The 17,382-nt window shown below is 70.4% G+C and carries 15 protein-coding genes; 8 read left to right on the top strand and 7 right to left on the bottom strand.

The annotated features are described in order from the left end of the window. Positions 1-7 precede the first annotated feature (7 nt). The 5 genes from D7V88_RS05755 to D7V88_RS05735 all read right to left on the bottom strand — a co-directional run bounded on the left by D7V88_RS05755 (position 8) and on the right by D7V88_RS05735 (position 4,012). Positions 8-256 carry an acyl carrier protein gene (locus D7V88_RS05755; RefSeq protein ID WP_120539591.1) on the bottom strand — a complete coding sequence of 83 codons (249 nt, stop codon included), beginning with the start codon at positions 254-256 and terminating at the stop codon, positions 8-10. Positions 257-361: 105 nt separating this feature from the next. Further along, positions 362-958 carry an acyltransferase gene (locus D7V88_RS05750; protein ID WP_120539590.1) on the bottom strand — a complete coding sequence of 199 codons (597 nt, stop codon included), beginning with the start codon at positions 956-958 and terminating at the stop codon, positions 362-364. After that, the gene (locus D7V88_RS05745) at positions 955-1,497 is read right to left on the bottom strand and encodes an acyltransferase (protein ID WP_120539589.1); all 543 of its coding nucleotides are present in this window, start codon (positions 1,495-1,497) and stop codon (positions 955-957) included. Before D7V88_RS05745 ends, D7V88_RS05750 begins: the two co-directional genes overlap by 4 nt. A gap of 3 nt (positions 1,498-1,500) precedes the next feature. Next, complete coding sequence (locus tag D7V88_RS05740) at positions 1,501-2,337, bottom strand: hypothetical protein (protein WP_244238002.1); 837 nt, start codon at positions 2,335-2,337, stop codon at positions 1,501-1,503. A gap of 184 nt (positions 2,338-2,521) precedes the next feature. Continuing rightward, the gene (locus D7V88_RS05735) at positions 2,522-4,012 is read right to left on the bottom strand and encodes a mechanosensitive ion channel family protein (protein WP_120539587.1); all 1,491 of its coding nucleotides are present in this window, start codon (positions 4,010-4,012) and stop codon (positions 2,522-2,524) included. 81 nt (positions 4,013-4,093) lie between these two features. Between D7V88_RS05735 and holB the strand changes: the two genes are divergently transcribed. The 5 genes from holB to D7V88_RS05710 all read left to right on the top strand — a co-directional run bounded on the left by holB (position 4,094) and on the right by D7V88_RS05710 (position 10,365). Then, a complete protein-coding gene (gene holB, locus D7V88_RS05730; protein WP_120539586.1) occupies positions 4,094-5,128 on the top strand; it encodes a DNA polymerase III subunit delta' in 1,035 nt (344 codons plus the stop codon). An 8-nt stretch (positions 5,129-5,136) separates the two neighbouring features. Continuing rightward, on the top strand, positions 5,137-6,441 hold the full coding sequence (gene holA / locus D7V88_RS05725; RefSeq protein WP_372241068.1) for a DNA polymerase III subunit delta: 1,305 nt from the start codon (positions 5,137-5,139) through the stop codon (positions 6,439-6,441). Between the two features lie 69 nt (positions 6,442-6,510). Then, positions 6,511-6,960 (top strand): hypothetical protein, encoded by a 450-nt coding sequence (locus D7V88_RS05720; protein ID WP_120539584.1) that lies wholly within the window; start codon positions 6,511-6,513, stop codon positions 6,958-6,960. A gap of 372 nt (positions 6,961-7,332) precedes the next feature. After that, on the top strand, positions 7,333-9,231 hold the full coding sequence (locus tag D7V88_RS05715) for a M4 family metallopeptidase (protein ID WP_120539583.1): 1,899 nt from the start codon (positions 7,333-7,335) through the stop codon (positions 9,229-9,231). A gap of 237 nt (positions 9,232-9,468) precedes the next feature. Then, complete coding sequence (locus D7V88_RS05710; RefSeq protein ID WP_158625008.1) at positions 9,469-10,365, top strand: patatin-like phospholipase family protein; 897 nt, start codon at positions 9,469-9,471, stop codon at positions 10,363-10,365. A 25-nt stretch (positions 10,366-10,390) separates the two neighbouring features. Here the strand turns inward: D7V88_RS05710 and D7V88_RS05705 are convergent, their stop codons facing one another. Then, positions 10,391-11,185 (bottom strand): NRDE family protein, encoded by a 795-nt coding sequence (locus D7V88_RS05705; protein ID WP_120539581.1) that lies wholly within the window; start codon positions 11,183-11,185, stop codon positions 10,391-10,393. A gap of 110 nt (positions 11,186-11,295) precedes the next feature. On the opposite strand from D7V88_RS05705, the gene metG reads away from it, so the two are divergent. From metG to D7V88_RS05690, 3 genes are all read left to right on the top strand, one after another. Next, positions 11,296-13,449, top strand: a complete 2,154-nt coding sequence (gene metG, locus D7V88_RS05700; protein WP_120539580.1) for a methionine--tRNA ligase — start codon at positions 11,296-11,298, stop codon at positions 13,447-13,449. A 231-nt stretch (positions 13,450-13,680) separates the two neighbouring features. Beyond that, positions 13,681-14,655 carry a HEAT repeat domain-containing protein gene (locus D7V88_RS05695; RefSeq protein ID WP_208726134.1) on the top strand — a complete coding sequence of 325 codons (975 nt, stop codon included), beginning with the start codon at positions 13,681-13,683 and terminating at the stop codon, positions 14,653-14,655. Next, positions 14,652-15,428 (top strand): TatD family hydrolase, encoded by a 777-nt coding sequence (locus D7V88_RS05690; RefSeq protein WP_120539579.1) that lies wholly within the window; start codon positions 14,652-14,654, stop codon positions 15,426-15,428. The genes D7V88_RS05695 and D7V88_RS05690 overlap by 4 nt, the downstream gene beginning before the upstream one ends. Here D7V88_RS05690 and D7V88_RS05685 read toward each other — a convergent pair. Further along, on the bottom strand, positions 15,415-17,379 hold the full coding sequence (locus D7V88_RS05685) for an HD domain-containing phosphohydrolase (RefSeq protein ID WP_120539578.1): 1,965 nt from the start codon (positions 17,377-17,379) through the stop codon (positions 15,415-15,417). The genes D7V88_RS05690 and D7V88_RS05685 overlap by 14 nt on opposite strands. Positions 17,380-17,382 lie beyond the last annotated feature (3 nt).

Here is a 17,382-nt window from a genome sequence, read left to right as displayed (position 1 = left end):
GGTGGGCTCAGCTCGCCTTCGACAGCGCCTGCTTGCGACCCACGAACGCCACCACGCGCGTGAGCGAGTCCAGGTTCTCCGGCACCAGCTCCTTGTCGTCGAGCTTGATGTGGAACTCCGACTCGATGAAGGCCACCAGCTCCATCATGCCGGTGGAGTCGATGAGGCCCTTGCGCAGGAAGGAGTCGTCGTCGCCGAACTCGTCCACGAAGAAGGTGTCGACGATGAAGGTGCGGAGGGTGTCGCGCGTGCTCATGGGGTGGATCCTGTCTGGCGATGGGGTGTGGAAAGGCGGTTATGAGAACAACGCACCCGGCGCGCTTTGCTTGAACACCGGGCGGCGAAGAAGGCCGGGCGCCCTTTAGGTGCCGGTGGCTTCGCGGGCCACCAGGTCCAGGGTCATGCTGCGCGCCGGGTTGCCCATGGCGAGCGAGTCCGGGGGCACGTCCTGCGAAACGATGCTGCCGGCGGACACCACCGACCGCGCGCCAATGCGCACGCCCGGCAGCAGGATGGCGCCGTGGGCCACCCACACGTCGTCCTCGATGATGATGGGTGCGATGCGCTGGCCGTCCCGGTCGCTCACGCGCACGAACGACGCGAACATGCACCGGGCGCCAATCTGCACCGACTCCCACGCTTCCAGGGACACGCCGTAGTTGAACTGGGTCTCCGCGCCCACCAGCAGCCGCGCGCCCGAATAGCAGACCACCGACGTGGGCAGCATGCCGCCCAGGAACGTCAGCTTGTCGCCCAGCTCCGCGTGCCCCTCGTTGCGCGCCGTCACCGGTCCGTACGCCGCCACGCCCTGGCCCAGGCGGAAGGCGCGGAAGAGCCACCGGGCCCGCGCGACGCCCACGGCCCGCTCCGCGCGAGGCAGCACCTCCGTGTGCACCAGCTTGAGGCCCGCGCGCACCACCTGCGCGGCCTCCGCCGTGGAAGGCAGCAGGGGCCTCATCGCGCCACCTCGCGCCGCAGCGCCCGCGCCGGGGAGCCGCCCACCGACACGCCCGCGGGAATGCGGCGGGAGATGACCGTCCCCGACGCCACGCTCGCGCCCTTCTGGAGGTGCGTGCCCGGCAGCAGGATGGCGCGGCTGCCCACCGTGACGCCTTCCTCCACCACCAGCGGCGTCGACTTGGGTCGCTCGTGCCGGTTGCCGCGCAGCGGGTGGTACATGTTGTCCAAGAGCTTGCACCACATGCCCAGGTGGCTGCGCGCGCCCACCACCACGTACGACTGCGCTTCGATGGAGCTGCCTCCTTCGATGGTCACGTCATCTTCAATCACGATGCGAGCCCCCCGCTGCGCATGCAATTCAATGGGCGCCAGCCGCGCGTCGAACACCACGCGGTGGCCCACCTCGACTTCACCCTCGCCGTGAATCCAGACGCGCCCCCAGACGGTGGGAACCGCTCCCACCTTCTTGCAGCGGCGCAATTTCAGACGCGCGACGGTCGGCCCCAGGCCGAGCATCATCATCAAGGGAATGCGCATATGTCAGGGATTGGCCTTCGCGGCGGCCGGGGCCTCACGCGAGGCTTCCGGCAGGGCGCCGAGGAAGGTGATGAACGCGGAGGCCACACGCGCCTGTCCCTGCGCATTGAGGTGGCCGCCGTCGTCCGAGTACGCGGGCACCATCGCCGGGTAGGCGCGGCCATTCACCTCGTACGTCTCCTGTGTGCCGTCGGCCTGGGTCGACTCCAGCGCGGCCAGGTCGAACAGCGGCTCCTTGCCGCCGTACGTCTGGCGCATCAGCGCGTTGAAGGCCTCGCGCGACACGTTCTCCCCGACGCCGAAGACGGACCGGCCACGCAACTCATTGAACCAGGCCTTCGCCCCGCGCTGCACCGTCGTCAGGGGTGCGGTGACGTGCACGAAGGTGACGCCCGGGTGGCGCGTCTTCAGGCCCGCCAGGGTGGCGCGGTACTTCTCGAAGAGGGCCTTCGCGTCGGTGCCCGTGCTGAAGTCGATGTAGCAGAACTTCAGCAGCGCCACGTCCACCTGCTTCGCGAGCCCTCCGTCCAGGAGCTGCGCGAAGTGCGCGAGCTTCGTCTCCGGCTGCTCGTTCTGCCCCACCAGCGCATGCGCGAAGGTGCCGGGCGCGAGCGTCGCCGACGCGTCCTTCACCTCGACGAAGGAGGGCGCTGGCGTGTTCGCCGTGGAGGGCAGGCCGCGCACACCCTCCAGGATGTTGCCGCCCACGGACTGGTGACCGAAGAACACGCGGCGGTGGGACAGCTTCTCCAGGCCCGCGCGCGTCGCGTCTGGCTTTACCTGTGCCGTGGCCGCCGCGCTCTGGGGCAGGACCATGAGCAGCGCGCCAGGCAGGAGCAAGGCACCTAATCGCGCAGGGAAGCCACGGACGGATTGCATATGTGAACGTTTAGACCCTTCCGGCGCCGAGCGTCAAAGGCCCTGGACGCAAGGCTGGATGCATGCCGTCCAGCCCACCACACCGCGCCCTTCCGGAAGGTCCGGCGGGTCGGGATTGCCCCGGAAGTACTCTCGCGGAAAGCCACTATTCGTGCGTCAAGCCAAAGAGCTGACGCAGCCGTCCAAGGATGCGACCTGCCTCGGGGGTGTGGTCCGGTCCGCCGCCGGAGGACAGGGCCACGGCGCGCAACTGGTTGCGGCGCTGGGCCAGTTGCGCGGAGAGCTGGCGGGCCAGTCCGGGGTGGTCGGAGAACAGGCGCGCGAAGGTGGGACGGTCCAGCTCCAGCAGTACGGAGTCCTGGAGGGCCACCACCGTGGCGGCGCGGCGCTCGCCGGTGAGCAGCGACATCTCCCCGATGTAGTGGCCCGGGCCCAGGCGGGTGATCTCCGATTGGAGCGTGCCGGCCCTCACGCTGACCTCGCCCGAGGCCACGACGTAGAAGGTGCCGCCCTCCTCGCCCTCCTGGATGATGCGCTCGCCCTGGCCGAAGCGGCGCACGACGACCTCGCGGTGCAGGCGCTCCAGCTCCTCCGGACCCAGCGGGGCGAACAGGTCCACCTGTCGCAAGAGGTCGCGCACGGTGGTGTCGGCCAGGTCGCGGCGCTTCGTGGTGGCCTCGCGGCGCACGTGCACCGTGCGCTGGGCGTGGGGCAGCTCGATGCCCTCGCGGCGCAGCCGGTACCACAGCCGGGTGTGCAGCTCCTCCTTCACGCTGTCCGACAGCGCGAAGTCGTTGAGGAAGACGCGCACCATGTACTGCACGTTGGAGTCCGTGAAGGACACCGTGCGGGCCATGGGCGGCGGCTGCACGAGGACCTGAGGAATCTCCCGGGCCACGTCCAGCAGCGCCTGCTTCACCTGGTTGGGCGGCGCGTCCAGCGACACGCCCAGTTGCACCTCGATGCCCACGGGCTCGTGGTGCTGGGTGAAGTTCTTCACGTGCTCCTTGCCCACCATGCTGTTGGGCAGCGTGATGACCTCACGCCGGAAGTTGGCGATGCGGATGGAGCGCCACCCGATGTGCATCACGCGCCCGGTGTGCTCGCCGATGCGGATGAAGTCGCCCACCTCGAAGGGGCGGTCCAACTGCAGCGACAGGCCCGCGAAGAGGTTGCCCAGCGTCTCCTGGAGCGCCAGACCGATGACCACCGTCAGCACCGCGGACGTGGCCAGCAGGCCCGCCAGATCCAGGTTGAGCTGGCTCTGGAGGATGGGCACCGTCGCGAGCGCGTACAGCGTGAAGTCGATGACGTCGCGAAGAATCTTCGGCGTCGTCACCGGCGAGCGCATCCGCACGAGCTTCAGCGCGAACGCCACCGCCGCACGGATGACGCCGTAGGCGAACGTGAGCATCCAGCCCACGCTCACGGCCTTGCGCAGCCCGTCCGACGTGCCCGCCTCCGGCAGGAAGCGCGACACCAGCCGCAGCACGAGGAATGCGATGAGCATCCTGACCGCGCCCCGGAGGTCGTCGCGCAGGTCGGGGTCGCGGGTGCTGCCGCGGATGCCCAGCAGGAGCACCGTCAGGATGACCCCCGCCAGCAGGGGGAGATGGCCTTCGAGGAAGTTCAGCACGCCCCTGAATCTGACTGGCCGCGTGCGTGGGGGTCAAGGCGGCGGTTGACGGGTGCTCGCCGAGCGGAGATACACGCCCCCATGACGCTTGCCTCGGTGCAGGGACAGCCCCGCGCGATGGACGCGCTCCAATCCGCCTTGCGGACGGGCTCGGTGCACCACGCCTACCTGTTCGCCGGCCCGGAGGGGGTCGGCAAGGAGCTGGCCGCGGTGGGGCTGGCCCAGGCCCTCACGTGCCCGGAGGCCCCGGAGGTCGGCTGCGGCAAGTGCACAAGCTGCGTGCGCATCGCCAAGGGCCTGCACCCGGACGTCACGTACGTGATGCCGGACGACGAGCGCGTGTCGCGGGGCCTGGCCGGCCGCTCGGACTTCACCGGCACGCCCAGCCGCGAGCTGCGTGTGGAGCAGATACGGCAGCTCCAGGAGCGCCTGGCGCTGCGCGGCCTGGAGTCGAAGCGCAAGGTGGCCATCATCGTCAGCGCCGAACAGATGAACGTCCAGGCGCAGAACGCCTTCCTCAAGACGCTGGAGGAGCCGCCCTCGGAGACGACGCTCATCCTGGTGGCGAGCGCCATGGACCGGCTGCTGCCCACCATCCGCAGCCGGTGCAGCAAGGTGCACTTCGCCCCGCTGCCGGTGGAGCTGGTCGCCGACCACGTGCGGCAGGAGCGCAAGCTGGACGCGGACACCGCCACGCTGGCCGCGGTGATGTCCGGCGGCAGCCTGGGCCGGGCGCTCGCGCTGGACGTGAAGGCGCTGGCGCGGCGCAAGGATGTCATCACCGCGTTCGAGGCCCTCCGGGGCAATGACATCCCGGGCCTCCTGCGCTTCGCGGAAGGCCATGGCGGGTCGCGCGAGGACGCGGACGCGACGCTGGAGCTGCTCTTGTTGTGGACGCGCGACGTGGCGCTCGCGAAGGCGGAGGCGGAGGCGGGGATGGCGAACCGGGACCTGAAGGCGCTGGCGGCGGAGGTGGCGAATCGCACGTCGGAGGCCGCGCTGCACCGGCGCAATGCGCTGCTGGAGTCGGCGCGCGTGGCCATCGGTACGCGCAATGGAGCACCCCGGTTGCAGTTGGAGCGCCTGCTCATCGAGCTGTGCGTGGAGGGCCGTTGAGCGCGGACATGGACGAGGTGCTGGCGGAGGTGAAGGGCGGCAAGGTGTGGCCGCTGTACCTGCTGTGGGGCGAGGAGTTCCTCGTCCGCAAGGGTGCCGACGAGCTGGTGAAGACCCTGGTGCCGGATGCCGCCATGGGGCTGAACCTCGCGGTGCTGGACGCGGCCTCCCCGCGCGAGGTGGCGCAGGAGCTGGCCACGCTGCCGCTGTTCCCCGGGCGCAAGGTGGTGCTCGTCCGGGACCCGGAGTTCATCGCGCCCAAGAAGGGCAAGGGCGACGCGCTGGCCAAGGCGCGCGACGCGTGGAAGGCGGGCAAGCGCAAGGAAGGCGCCCGTCGGCTGCTGGCGCTCGCGGGCCGCGCGGGCTGGGGCGTGGATCAACTGGACCCGCGCGTACCCGGCGCGCCCACGGTGGAGCAGTGGAAGGACGAACTCAACGTGGACCTGGCGGAGGCGGACCTCGCCTTCCTCCAGGAGGCCGCGACCTTCTGCCGCGAGGAGCGCATCAGCGCGCCGGAGGGCGACGCGTCCGCGCTGCTGGAGCTGCTCCAGAAGGGCGTACCCACGGGCCACGCGCTGGTGCTGGCGGCGACGGACGTGGATTCGCGCAGCCCGCTGCTCAAGTTCGCGCAGGACAAGGGCCGCCTCTTCGAGCGCAAGGTGGCCGCGCGGCACAAGGACCTGGACCTCAGTGAGATTGCCCGCGAGTTCCTGGCCCCCCTGAAGAAGAAGCTGGGACCGGGCGCGCTGGAGGGGCTGAAGGAGCGCATTGGCGGCAACATCCGGCTGCTCCAGTCGGAGCTGGAGAAGCTGGCCGTCTACGCCGAAGGGCCCACCATCGAAGCGGCGCACGTGACGCTGCTGGTGCACCACGCGCGCGAGGAGGAGTTCTTCGAATTGACGGAGGCCCTCCAGAAGCGCGACCTGAAGGACGCGCTGTCCTACGCCGAGGACGCGATGGGGCAGGGGACGCACGCGTTGCAGTTGTTGGGCGCGGTGGCCTCCATCGTCCGCTCGCTGCTGGAGAACCACGCCTGGCTGGAGCGCTACGGCGGAGGCCAGCCTCCGAAGAACGGCCGCGACGTGGAGACGCGCATCCTTCCGAAGCTGGAGGCGGAGCTGAAGGCCGCCAGGCGCAAGACGCCCAACGCGTGGGCGCTCGCCTTTGGCATGCAGGCCGCCGCGCGCTACGAGCGCCGCGAGCTGCTCAACGCCCTGGTGGCGTGCGCGGACGCGGACCTGGCGCTGAAGTCCTCCGCCAGCGGGAAGCTCGTCATCGAACGGCTCCTCTGGACGGTCTGCACCCGCCCCTGAGGAGCGGCCAGTCCGGCGGCCGGCATCCGGTGCGTGCGCGCCGGGCCGGGCCTGGGGTAGAGGAGGGCCATGGCGGACAAGCGGCGCTTCGACCTTTTCGCGGACCTCCTCGTCACGCGCTTCCCCCAGGCCACCCGCGTCTATGACGTGGCGGGTGGAATGGGGAAGCTGAACGAGGCGCTCACCCAGCGTGGGCGCACCGTCACCACCTTCGACCTGCGCCACAAGCACCTGCCGGTGCAGTACGCGCAGCGGCCCTTCACCCTGGAAGAGCCGTGCGAAGCGGAGCTGGTGGTGGGCATGCACCCCGACGGGGCCACGCGGATCATCATCGAATACGCCGCGCGCCATGGCCTGGGCTTCGCTGTCGTCCCTTGCTGCTCCGACAATGGGATGCCCTACAAACCGTGGATGCGGCACCTGGCGGAGGTCGCGCGCGACGCGGGCCTCACGGCGGTGGAAGAAGTCGCGCTGCCCATGGACGGACGCGCCCGCGTACTGCTCGGTGCTCCGCGCTGACGCACCCGCCCGGCTGGCTGCATCACGTGCGAGCGACCGCGTGCGGTGTGAAACCCGGCGGTGCTTTGCTCACCAAGAAAAAGCTGTCAGCCATGGATTGCCTGAATAGAGGACACACGCTGCGTGCACTGTCACGGTTGAGGACAGCGCGCGGCGACGTCTGAAATCTCCAGTGGAATCAGCCACCTGGCAATGCCTGCGTAACGGTTGCTTGCACATTTCAGAAGATTTACTGGGCATTCATGTGCCAGCCCGGTTTCGATGCCTTCTCGTGATGCGAGGCATTCCGAGCACTTAAGGCGTTGGCCCGAAGAATGCTCAGTGGAGCGCTGCCACGGCGACACCCCCTTTCGCCTGGCAGGAGGAACCACCTTGGTTCGCACCACTCGTTTCGTTGCCGCGCTGCTGGCCACCCTTCCCCTCGCCGCTTGCGGCGTCGGTGAATCCAATCCCTCGAACGATCAGCAGAAGCCGGATGAAGTCGCGGATGTGCAGAGCGCGCTGAGCGTGATTCCTGGCGCCCAGATTGTCGGAACGAACGCGGACGGAACGCCTCACACCATCCAGGGTCGTCTGGGCCAGGCGGATCGCCCCCTGACGGGCTTCGCCGCGGCGGACGTGCACACGGCCATCGCCGGCTCCATGCCGGGCATCGCGTCGCTGTTCCGCCTGAGCGCGTCGGACCTGCAGGTCCGCCGGGTGTCGGTGGATGAGCAGGGCGTTTCGCACATCCGCTACGCGCAGACGCTGAATGGTCTGCCGGTGGTGGGCGAGGAGCTGGTGGTGCACGTGGATCCGACCGGCGCCATCTTCGGCGCGAACGGTTCGGCCCGCGCCGGTGGCACGCTGTCCGCGCGTCCGCTGGTCGCCGTGGAGGCCGCCCGCACGGCGGCGCTGCGCGACACGCAGGGCACGCTGCTGGCCGTCACGGGCTCGCGCCTGGTGTACGTCCGGTCGCAGGATGACCAGCGCCTGCGCCTGGCGCACGAGGTGACGGTGACGGGCGAGAGCGCCCTGATGCCGCTGCGCAACCGCGTCTATGTGGACGCGCTCAACGGCGCCACGCTGCTGACGGTGCCGGAGATCCACACGGCGCTCAACCGCAAGGTGTACAGCGCGAACAACGGCACCAGCACGCCGGGCACGCTCAAGCGCAGCGAGGGCCAGGCGGCCATCGGTGACTCGCACGTCGACACCAACTACGACATGCTGGGCTACACCTACGACTGCTACAAGGTCCTGTTCAACCGCGACTCGCTCAACAACGCGGGCACGGCGCTCATCAGCACGGTGCACTACAGCCGCAACTACGTGAACGCCTACTGGGACGGCACCCAGATGGTGTACGGCGACGGCGACGGCGTGAACTCCATCGAGCTGGGCAAGGACGCGGACGTCACGGTCCACGAGCTGACCCACGCGGTGACGGAGTACGAGTCCAACCTCACGTACTCCGGCCAGTCCGGCGGCCTCAACGAGGCGATGTCCGACACGTTCGGCGCCGTCTGCGAGAGCCGCGTGAACGGCTGGAGCACCGCGGCGGCCATCTGGATGGTCGGCGAGGACGTCTGGACGCCCGGCACGGCGAACGACGCGCTCCGCTACATGGATGACCCGGCGAAGGACGGCGCGTCCAAGGACTGGGCGGCCAACGTGACGTCCAGCACGGACGTGCACTACAGCTCGGGCGTGCCCAACCTGGCGTTCGCGCTGCTCTCCAAGGGCGGCGTGCACCCGCGCGGTCGCTCCACCATCAACGTGCCGGCCATCGGCGTCGAGAAGGCCGCGCGCATCTGGTACAAGGCCAACACGGACCTCTTCACGGCGGGCACCACGTTCGCCCAGGCGAAGACCTGGACGGTCCAGGCCGCGGTGGCGCTGGGTTACGACGCGGCCACGCAGGCTGCCGTGACGGCGGCGTGGGAAGCGGTGGGCGTGGGCGGCACGGTGACGCCTCCGACCTGCATCGCGCTGACCAACGGCGTCGCGAAGACGGGCCTGTCGGGCGCTTCCGGCTCCGAGACCTCGTACTGCATCGACCTGCCGGCCTCGAAGGCCTCCACCTACGTGCTGAGCGGTGGCACGGGTGACGCGGACATGTACATCAAGTTCGGCTCCGCGCCGACGACGACGTCCTACGACTGCCGTCCGTACCTCTCCGGCAACGCGGAGTCGTGCAGCGCGGCGGCGAAGACGGCGGCGGGCAAGATGTACATCATGCTCCGCGGCTACTCCGCCTACAGCGGCACGTCGCTGAAGGCCACGTACTAAGCATCTCCACGCGCCCGGCGTGACACCACGCCGGGCACCGTGAAGGTCCATCTTCCGCCTCCGGGACGCCATGTCTCGGGGGCGGTCGTGTTTTTGGCGGGCTGCCGGATGCAGGCGCGTCCCGGATGGATCCGCATGCCGCTGAAGGAGGGCGACCGACCCGGCGGGCCGTCCCGAGCCGCGACGCCGGGCGAGCGGGAACGGGGTAGGGTCCCCGGACTTCCCGCAGGAGGATGCATGGGTCGGCGGTTGGGCGTGGTGTTGCTGGCGCTGATGGTGGGCTTCGGGGCCGTGTCGTGCCGGCGCGGCGTGCGTGGGGCGCCTTCGCGCACCTGCGTGGTGCTGTCGGTGGGCGGCACCAAGGGGCTTGCGCACGTGGGCGCGCTGGACGCACTGGTGGCCCGGGGCATCCCCATCGACTGCGTCGTGGGCAACAGCATGGGCGCGGTGGTGGGAGGGCTCTACGCCGCCGAACCTAGGGGCCACCTGCGCGAGCGCTACCGGGCCTTCTTCGCGGACTATGAGCAGGAGACGCGCAAGACGACCGCTGCGCGGGGCGCGGTGGGCGCGGCCGTGGGCCTGCTGGCGGTGCTGGTGTCGGGCGGCGCGCTGGCCCCGGCGGTCGCGGCGGGAGCGCTGGGCGCGGCGGGCGGCGCGGCGACGGTGCCCCGGCTGAGCCATGGGCGTTTCACCCAGGTGCTGGAGCGCTTCTACGCGGGGGCCCAGGTGGAGGACCTGCCCGTGCCGTTCGTCACCTTCCATCAGGCGCCCACGGATCAGGGCCTGCGGCTCATCACCGTGACGCACGGGCCGCTGTCGGAGGCCGTCGCCGCGAGCGCCGCCAACCCCCTGCTGTTCGAGGACGCGACGCTGGAGCGCATCGACCCGGGCGCGGACCGCGTGTCCGCGACCCCCATCCACGACGCCTGCCAGCAGTTCCCCGGCGCCCGGCTCATCGCCATCAACGTCACCGGCGAGCCGGCCTTCTACCGGGGCGACCTGGACTGCGACGTGCGGGAGATCCGCGTGGACGTGCCCGCGCCCCCCGTGGAGGCCTTCACCGGCCGGGGTCCCGCCTTCGAAGCCGCCTACGACGCGGGCCGGGACGCGGTGATGCGGGCCCGGCTGGACTGAGGTCCGGACCGCCGCCGCGAGGACTTCAGGGCGCGGTGAGCAGGCCCTTCACGTCGCGCCAGTCTCCCCGGCAGGGCGAGGTGTCCGTGGCCAGGTAGTGCCCCACGCGGCCGGGCGCCAGCGCGACGATGGCCGCCGAGCGCGTCCCGTACACCTCCGTGTGGATGCAGAGCGCCTGGAGCTGCTGGAGGAAGTCGGCGGGCAGGCCATCTTCCGACAAGGGCCCCGTCGCCGCGTCCCGAGGGGGCAGGGCATGGTCGGCCAGCGCCGCCTGGAGCCCCGTCACCATCTCCGGCCACGGGCGCCCCGCCACGCCCTGTGCGAGTGCATGGGCCCGCGCCACCTTGGGCAGGGCCAGGTTGTCCAGGCTGTCGTTGGGCAGCACATGGACGCCGGGCGGCACGTCCTCGTGGAGCAGGTGCGGATGGCCCGGCCGCGCGTAGGCCACCCGGAGGACGCGCCCGTCGCCGTAGAGGAGGTTGAAGGGCAGGAATTCCGGGGCGGGCAGGGTGCCGAGGTAGCGCTCGATGGCCTCCACCGAACCGGCCTGGAGGGCGCGCAGGACGACCTCGCCCCGGGAGCGGGGGGCCGTGCCCAGGCCGCGGGCGCCCCGCTGGTTCGTCAGGCCGACAAACACCCCTTCGTGGGTTACACCCATCCACGTTCCGCCCCGCTCCACGTCCTGGCCACCCACCACGCGTGGGGATTCGGAGAGGACCTTCGGCCCGTGGGCCGGACGTGCGTAGAACTCATCCCGGTTGGCGGCGAGGACCAGCGGCCACTCGGGATGGACGTCGCGGAGGATGAGGACGGTGCACATGGTGGGCGGTCGATAACATCCACCATCGGGCCATGCACCTCTGGCGGCGCATGTTGGTCGATGACCTCGTTTGCCCGAGCGGCTATGGTCCGCCGCCCTCAGGAGAGTCCATGGCGGAGAGAATCCTCGTCACCAGTGCCCTACCGTACGCGAACGGCGCCATCCACCTCGGCCACGTCGTCGAGTACGTCCAGACGGACATCTACGTCCGCTTCCTCCGCTCGTGCGGTCAGGACGTCGTCTATTTCTGCGCCGACGACACCCACGGCACGCCCATCGAGATCAACGCCGCGAAGCAGGGCATCCCGCCCGAGCAGTTCGTCGCGCGCTTCCACGATGAGCACCAGCGCGACTTCCAGGACTTCGACGTCCGGTTCGACTACTTCCACTCCACCAACTCGCCGGAGAACCGCCAGTACGCGGAGCTCATCTACGGGCGCTTGAAGGACGCGGGCGACATCGACCGCCGCGACATCGAGCAGGCCTACTGCGAGAAGGACAAGCGCTTCCTGCCGGACCGCTTCATCCGCGGCACCTGTCCCAACTGCAAGTCGCCGGATCAGTACGGCGACGCCTGCGAGAAGTGCGGCAAGACGTACAACCCCACGGACCTCATCGACGCGCGTTGTGCCCTGTGCGGCACGCCGCCGGTGCGCCGCAACTCCGTGCACCTGTTCTTCAAGCTGTCGCGCCATGCGGACTTCCTGCAGGAGGTCCTGAAGCGCCCCGGCTTCATCCACCCGGGACTCGCCACCCAGCTCCAGGGCTTCTTCGAGAAGGGCCTGGCGGACTGGGACATCAGCCGTGACGGGCCCTATTTCGGCTTCGCCATTCCGGGGGAGACGGACAAGTTCTTCTACGTCTGGCTGGACGCGCCCATCGGCTACATCGCGACCACGGAGAAGTGGGCGAAGGAGTCTGGCCGCGCGAAGGACGCGCTGGAGTACTGGGACAAGGGCGCACCCACGCGCATCGTCCACTTCATCGGCAAGGACATCGTCTACTTCCACGCCCTGTTCTGGCCCGCCGTGCTGCAGGTCGCGGGGTTCCACATCCCCAATGAGATCAAGGTGCACGGGCACCTGACCGTGAACGGGGAGAAGATGTCGAAGAGCCGCGGCACCATGGTGCCCGCGCGCGACTACCTGGACCTGCTGGATCCCAGCTACCTGCGCTACTTCTACGCGGCCAACCTGGGCGCGGGCGTGGAGGACCTGGACCTCAGCCTGAAGGACTTCCGCCTGCGGGTGAACGGCGAGCTCGTCAACAACGTGGGCAACCTGGCCAACCGCGCGCTGTCGATGCTGGCGGGCCCGCTGGAGAAGAAGCTCGCGCCGGGCCGTCAGGAAGGGGCGGGGCGCACGCTGGTGGAGCAGGCCCTGGCCCGAGTGCCGGAGGTGCGCGAAGCGTTCGAGAAGCTGGAGTACCGCGCCGCCATCAAGATCATCACGGACATTGCTTCCACCGCGAACGCCTTCCTCCAGACCCAGGCACCCTGGGCGCTGGTGAAGAAGGACGCGGAGGCCGCCCGGGCCGACCTGTCGGACGCGGCGGACGTGGCGTACCTGCTGGGCGCGCTGCTGGCCCCGGTGACGCCGCGCGTGTCGGAGCGGCTGTTCGCCCAGTTGAATGCGCCGCCGCTGACGTTCCAGGCGCTGGCCACCGCGAAGTATCCACTGCTGGACCGTTCCCGGCCGCTGGGCACGCCGGAGCCGCTGCTGCCCCGTCTGGAAGAGGACCGGGTCAACGCCATCATCAAGGCCCCTCCGGAATCGGCTGTGGCCGATTCCACCGCCGCCGGGTCTGGGGGCAAGGACAAGAAGAAGGAGAAGAAGTCCGTGGAAGCGAAGTCGCCTGAAGCGCAGCCCGCGGTGCCCACCACGCAGGCGTCCGCCGGCGCCGGTGCGGGCACGGGGACCGCGGAGGCCGGCCCCGCCGCGGACATCGAGTACGCGGACTTCGCGAAGGTGGTGCTGAAGGCGGGACGCATCGTGGCCGCGGAGAAGGTGAAGGGCGCGGACAAGCTGCTCAAGCTGGAGGTGGACCTGGGCGAGGGCACGCCGCGCACCATCGTCTCCGGCATCGCGGAGGCGTACACGGCCGAAGCGGTCGCGGGCCGGCGCGTGGTGGTGGTGGCGAACCTGAAGCCGCGCAAGCTCAAGGGCATCGAGTCGCGCGGCATGCTGCTGACGGCCGGCGCGGGCGGCAAGGACCTGTCCCTGCTGGACCCGGGCGACGTGGCCCCCGGCAGTGACGTGAAGTAGGCGGCTCCGTTCGCGAAAAGGCGTCTGGGGCAGGAAACGCCGGGCGGTGCATCACCGCCCGGCGGCGACGTGAAGGGACTCGGGGCCGGTCCATGCGGCTGCCGGGAAACGGAGTGCCGGGCGATCCATCGGGACCCGGCGGTATCAAGAAATAGCCTGCGGCCGGACGGGTTGTTCCAGGGACACGACACACCGGGCGGTTCACCGCCCCCGGCAGCGAGGTGAGGAGACGTGGTGGACTGGCGTGCCGAACGGGATCGCGCCCTGCTGACCCTGGAGCGCGAAAAGCGTCCAGCGAGCCGGGCCGAGGCGGCGGATCTTCTCTTCCAACTGGCCTCCGAGGAGTCCGCGCACGTCGCGGAGTTCACGGACGCGCTGGTGCGACTGCTCGCGGATTCGCAGCCGGAGGTGCGCCGCTCCGGCGTGAGCCTCGCGTCGGTGGTGCTGCCGCCGGAGCAGCTTCCGGACACGCTGCTGCCCCGCCTGCGCGACGACGACACCCGGGTGCGGCTGGAGGCCACCGGACGGCTGGCGGACCTGGCCCTGCCGCACGCCCGGGGCGCGCTGGCGGGCATGCTGGAGGACCCCACGCCGGAGGTGCGGTTCGAGGCCGCGCGAGGCATTGCCGCCCTCAAGCACCCCGCGGGCCTGGACGTGCTGGTGGCCGCGCTGGACGTGGACACGCTGCGCTTTCGCGCCCTGGGCGCGCTGGCGGAGCTGGAGGACGTGCGGGCCCTGCCGGCGGTGAAGAAGTTGTTCGGCAAGTGGCTCCTGCCCGCGTTCGACAAGACGCAAGCGGCGGGCGTGCTGCTGAAGCTGGGCGCGCCGGAGGGCGCGGACTGGCTGATGCAGCGCACGCGCAAGAAGTGGAGCGCGGACCGGGCGCTCGCGGTGGAGCTGTGCGGCGAGCTGAAGGTGCCGGGTGCGCTGGAGCGCTTGAAGGACATCCTCCAGGACGCGAAGGACCCCTGCCGGGGCGCCGCCGCGCGCGGACTGGGCCGGCTGGGAGATGCGCGGGCCCTGCCCTGGCTGCTCTCCGTCCTGGAGGACCGCGCCGCGCCGGAGGATGATCGGCTGGACGCGGCGGATGGCGTGTGGCGCCTGGGCGTGGCGGAGGGTCAGGAGCGCGTGCGCGCGACCGTGGCCACCTTCGTCTCGGAAGAGGCGCGGCTGGAGCTGGAAGAGCTGTTTCGGGAGGGCTCATGAGACTGGTTGACGCGCATTGCCATCTGGAGCCGAAGGACTACGCGGACGTGGCGGTGGTGCTGGAGCGCGCCCGGGCCGCGGGCCTGGTGCACGCGGTGCTGGTGGGGCAGTTCGAGAACCCCGGGGACTGGGGCAACGCGCTGGAGATCGCCGCCCGTCACCCGGACTTCCTGTCGCCCACGCTGGGCATCCACCCGCACGCCGCCGCCCGCGCCACCGAGGCGGACTTCGAGGAGCTGGAGCGCACCTGCGCCCGTCCGGAGTTGCGCGCGGTGGGGGAGGCCGGGCTGGACTACTACTACGACCACTCGCCCCGCGACGTGCAGGCCACCGTCTTCCGGCGCCAGTGCGCGCTGGCGAAGCGCCTGGGCAAGCCGCTGGTGGTGCACGTGCGTGACGCGCATGAGGACTGCGACGCGGCGCTGGCGGCCGAGGACGTCACCCACGGCGTCATCCACTGCTTCACCGGCGACACGGACGCGGCGCGGCGCTACCTGGACCGGGGCTTCTACCTGTCGCTGTCCGGCGTCATCACCTACAAGAAGACGGAGGCCCTTCAGGACGCGGTGCGCTTCGCGCCGCTGGAGCGCCTGATGGTGGAGACGGACAGTCCCTACCTCGCGCCCGTGCCGCACCGGGGCCGCAAGAACGAGCCCGCGCACGTGCTGGAGACGGCGAAGAAGATGGCGGAGCTGAAGGGCGTGCCGCTGGAGGAGGTGGCTGCCGTCACCACCGCCAACGCGGCTCGCCTCTTCAACCTCACCCTGCGCTGACCGCGCCGGCCAGGACTTCCAGGTCCTGGTCGAGCTGCGGCATGTCCAGCAGCAGCGCGTCCGGATCGTAGAGGAAGTCCGCCTGCTTCAGCTTCAGCAGCGCCTGGAGCGCGGGTTCGCCCGCGTGTCCGCCGAACGAGGCGTAGACGACGCGGCCCCGCTCCAGGTGCAGGTAGCCCTCCAGCGTGTGGTGGCGCAACTGGAGCCTTCCGCTCTTGCGGCCTCCGCCCAGCGTGCGGAGCAGCTCCTTCGGGGGCAATTCGTCAAAGCTGCCACGCACCACCCGGCCCGGGCCGTTGTGCTGCACCCGGTCCTGGAAGAGCGTGTGCACCGTGCGCGCGACCTCCGCCTTGTCGCCCGGCGCGAGCACCGCCGTCGCGCCCGCCATCAGCAGTCGCTCGCGCGCCTGCGCATCCGGCTCGCCCACCACCGCGATGGGCAGGCCCGCGCTCTCCGGCGCGGCGCGCGCGGTCTCCAGCAGGTCCATCACCTCCTGCTGTCCCAGACGCAGGCTCACCACCAGCACGTCGCAGTCCTGCCGCGCCAGGCCGTCCAGCGCGCCGTCCAGCGTGGACAGCGCGTGCGCGACCAACTCCTGCTTGAGCACCGCCTCCAGCAGCTCGCCACGCGTCGTCTCGTCTGGTTCCGCGATGAGGACCTGCCGGCCCTCGCTGGCCAGCCGGTGCACCAGCAGCTCCCCGCTCTGGAGCTGGCCGACGATGTCCGCCACCACCGGGTCGTAGAGGATGCCCGCGTGCTTGCGCAGGTGCTCCAGCGCCTGCTGCTTGGTGAAGACGCGGCCGTGCGCGTTGCCCGGGTTCTTGGTCAGCTCCAGGAAGCTGTCCACCGCGGCCAGGATGCGCGCGCCCAGGGTGATGTCCTCGCCCTTGGCGCCCTGGGGCGTGCCGGAGCCGTCCCAGGCCTCGTAGAGCTGCGCGAGGATGGTGTTCACCTGCGTGGGCAGGTGCACCGTCTCGAAGAGCTTCGTCGGCGCGCGGTAGCTCGCCTTCGCCTGGGCCTTCCACTCCGCGTTCGCCGCGTTGCTCGCCAGCGAGAAGTGCCGCTCCGCGGGCTTGCCCAGGTCGTGCAGGTACGCGGCGATGGAGAGCGCCGCCAGCTCCTTGTGGGGCATGCCCATGCGCTGGCCGACGATGCCCGCCTGCCGCGCAAGCTGCGCCGAGTGTCCCCGGTGCCGGGGCCGGTCCTGCTCCAGCAGGCCCACCATGAGGCTCAGCGTCTCCACGTAGTCGGAGTCGCTGATGAGTCCGCGCGGGCCACCCGGTTCGCGCCGTTGCGTGGCGGCCCGCACCTGGGTGCCGCTGCCCGGCCCGCGCAGCCGCATCCGCGCGTCCGTCTCCAGGCGCATCTGCAGGCTGGTGGTGGTGCTGCGTCCGGGAGAAGTTCCGCTGCGTCCGGAGTCCGAGCTGCCGTTGTTGCTCGCGGGGGCTTCCGGACGCCGGGGCCCACCGCCGTGCGGACCTTCCAACAGCGCGGTGAACGCGGTGGGGTCGCCGTAGTAGTGCTTGCGGATGGCGGCGGAGATGGCGCTGCGCAGGCCGATGTACGCGTAGACCTCCGACATGTTGGTGACGAGTGCGATCTCATCGAGCAGCGACTTGTTCTGCGGCTCGGCGGCCACCACCGACAACAGCTTGCGCTCCGGATCGATGGCCAGCGGAAGCACGTTCTGCGCTTCCGCCAGCCGCACCGGCAGCTTGTCGAGCACCTTCGTGTCGATGCGGACCTTGGCCAGCTTGTCCGCGGTGACGAAGCGGGTCTGGAACTCGTTGGCCAGGAGCCGCAGCAGCGCGGCCTCCTGGAGCAGGCCCAGCTCCACCAGACAGTCCCCCAGCTTGTGGCCGGTGATCTTCTGGTGCTCCAGTCCCTGCTCCACGGCCCCTGGCGTTACGAGGCCGGCCTCAATCAACCGCTCTCCCAGCCGCTTCGCCATGGA

It is taken from the genome of Corallococcus terminator (genome assembly GCF_003611635.1).
Lineage (GTDB): Bacteria > Myxococcota > Myxococcia > Myxococcales > Myxococcaceae > Corallococcus > Corallococcus terminator.
Note: the sequence above shows the minus strand (reverse complement) of the source record. Positions and strands in the feature narration are given on the sequence as shown.

Coding starts and splice junctions, on each gene's coding strand:
- D7V88_RS05755 (WP_120539591.1), bottom strand. CDS start 256: ATGAGCACGCGCGACACCCTCCGCACCTTCATCGTCGACACCTTCTTC.
- D7V88_RS05750 (WP_120539590.1), bottom strand. CDS start 958: ATGAGGCCCCTGCTGCCTTCCACGGCGGAGGCCGCGCAGGTGGTGCGC.
- D7V88_RS05745 (WP_120539589.1), bottom strand. CDS start 1,497: ATGCGCATTCCCTTGATGATGATGCTCGGCCTGGGGCCGACCGTCGCG.
- holB (WP_120539586.1), top strand. CDS start 4,094: ATGACGCTTGCCTCGGTGCAGGGACAGCCCCGCGCGATGGACGCGCTC.
- holA (WP_372241068.1), top strand. CDS start 5,137: ATGGACGAGGTGCTGGCGGAGGTGAAGGGCGGCAAGGTGTGGCCGCTG.
- D7V88_RS05720 (WP_120539584.1), top strand. CDS start 6,511: ATGGCGGACAAGCGGCGCTTCGACCTTTTCGCGGACCTCCTCGTCACG.
- D7V88_RS05710 (WP_158625008.1), top strand. CDS start 9,469: ATGGGTCGGCGGTTGGGCGTGGTGTTGCTGGCGCTGATGGTGGGCTTC.
- D7V88_RS05705 (WP_120539581.1), bottom strand. CDS start 11,185: ATGTGCACCGTCCTCATCCTCCGCGACGTCCATCCCGAGTGGCCGCTG.
- metG (WP_120539580.1), top strand. CDS start 11,296: ATGGCGGAGAGAATCCTCGTCACCAGTGCCCTACCGTACGCGAACGGC.
- D7V88_RS05690 (WP_120539579.1), top strand. CDS start 14,652: ATGAGACTGGTTGACGCGCATTGCCATCTGGAGCCGAAGGACTACGCG.
- D7V88_RS05685 (WP_120539578.1), bottom strand. CDS start 17,379: ATGGCGAAGCGGCTGGGAGAGCGGTTGATTGAGGCCGGCCTCGTAACG.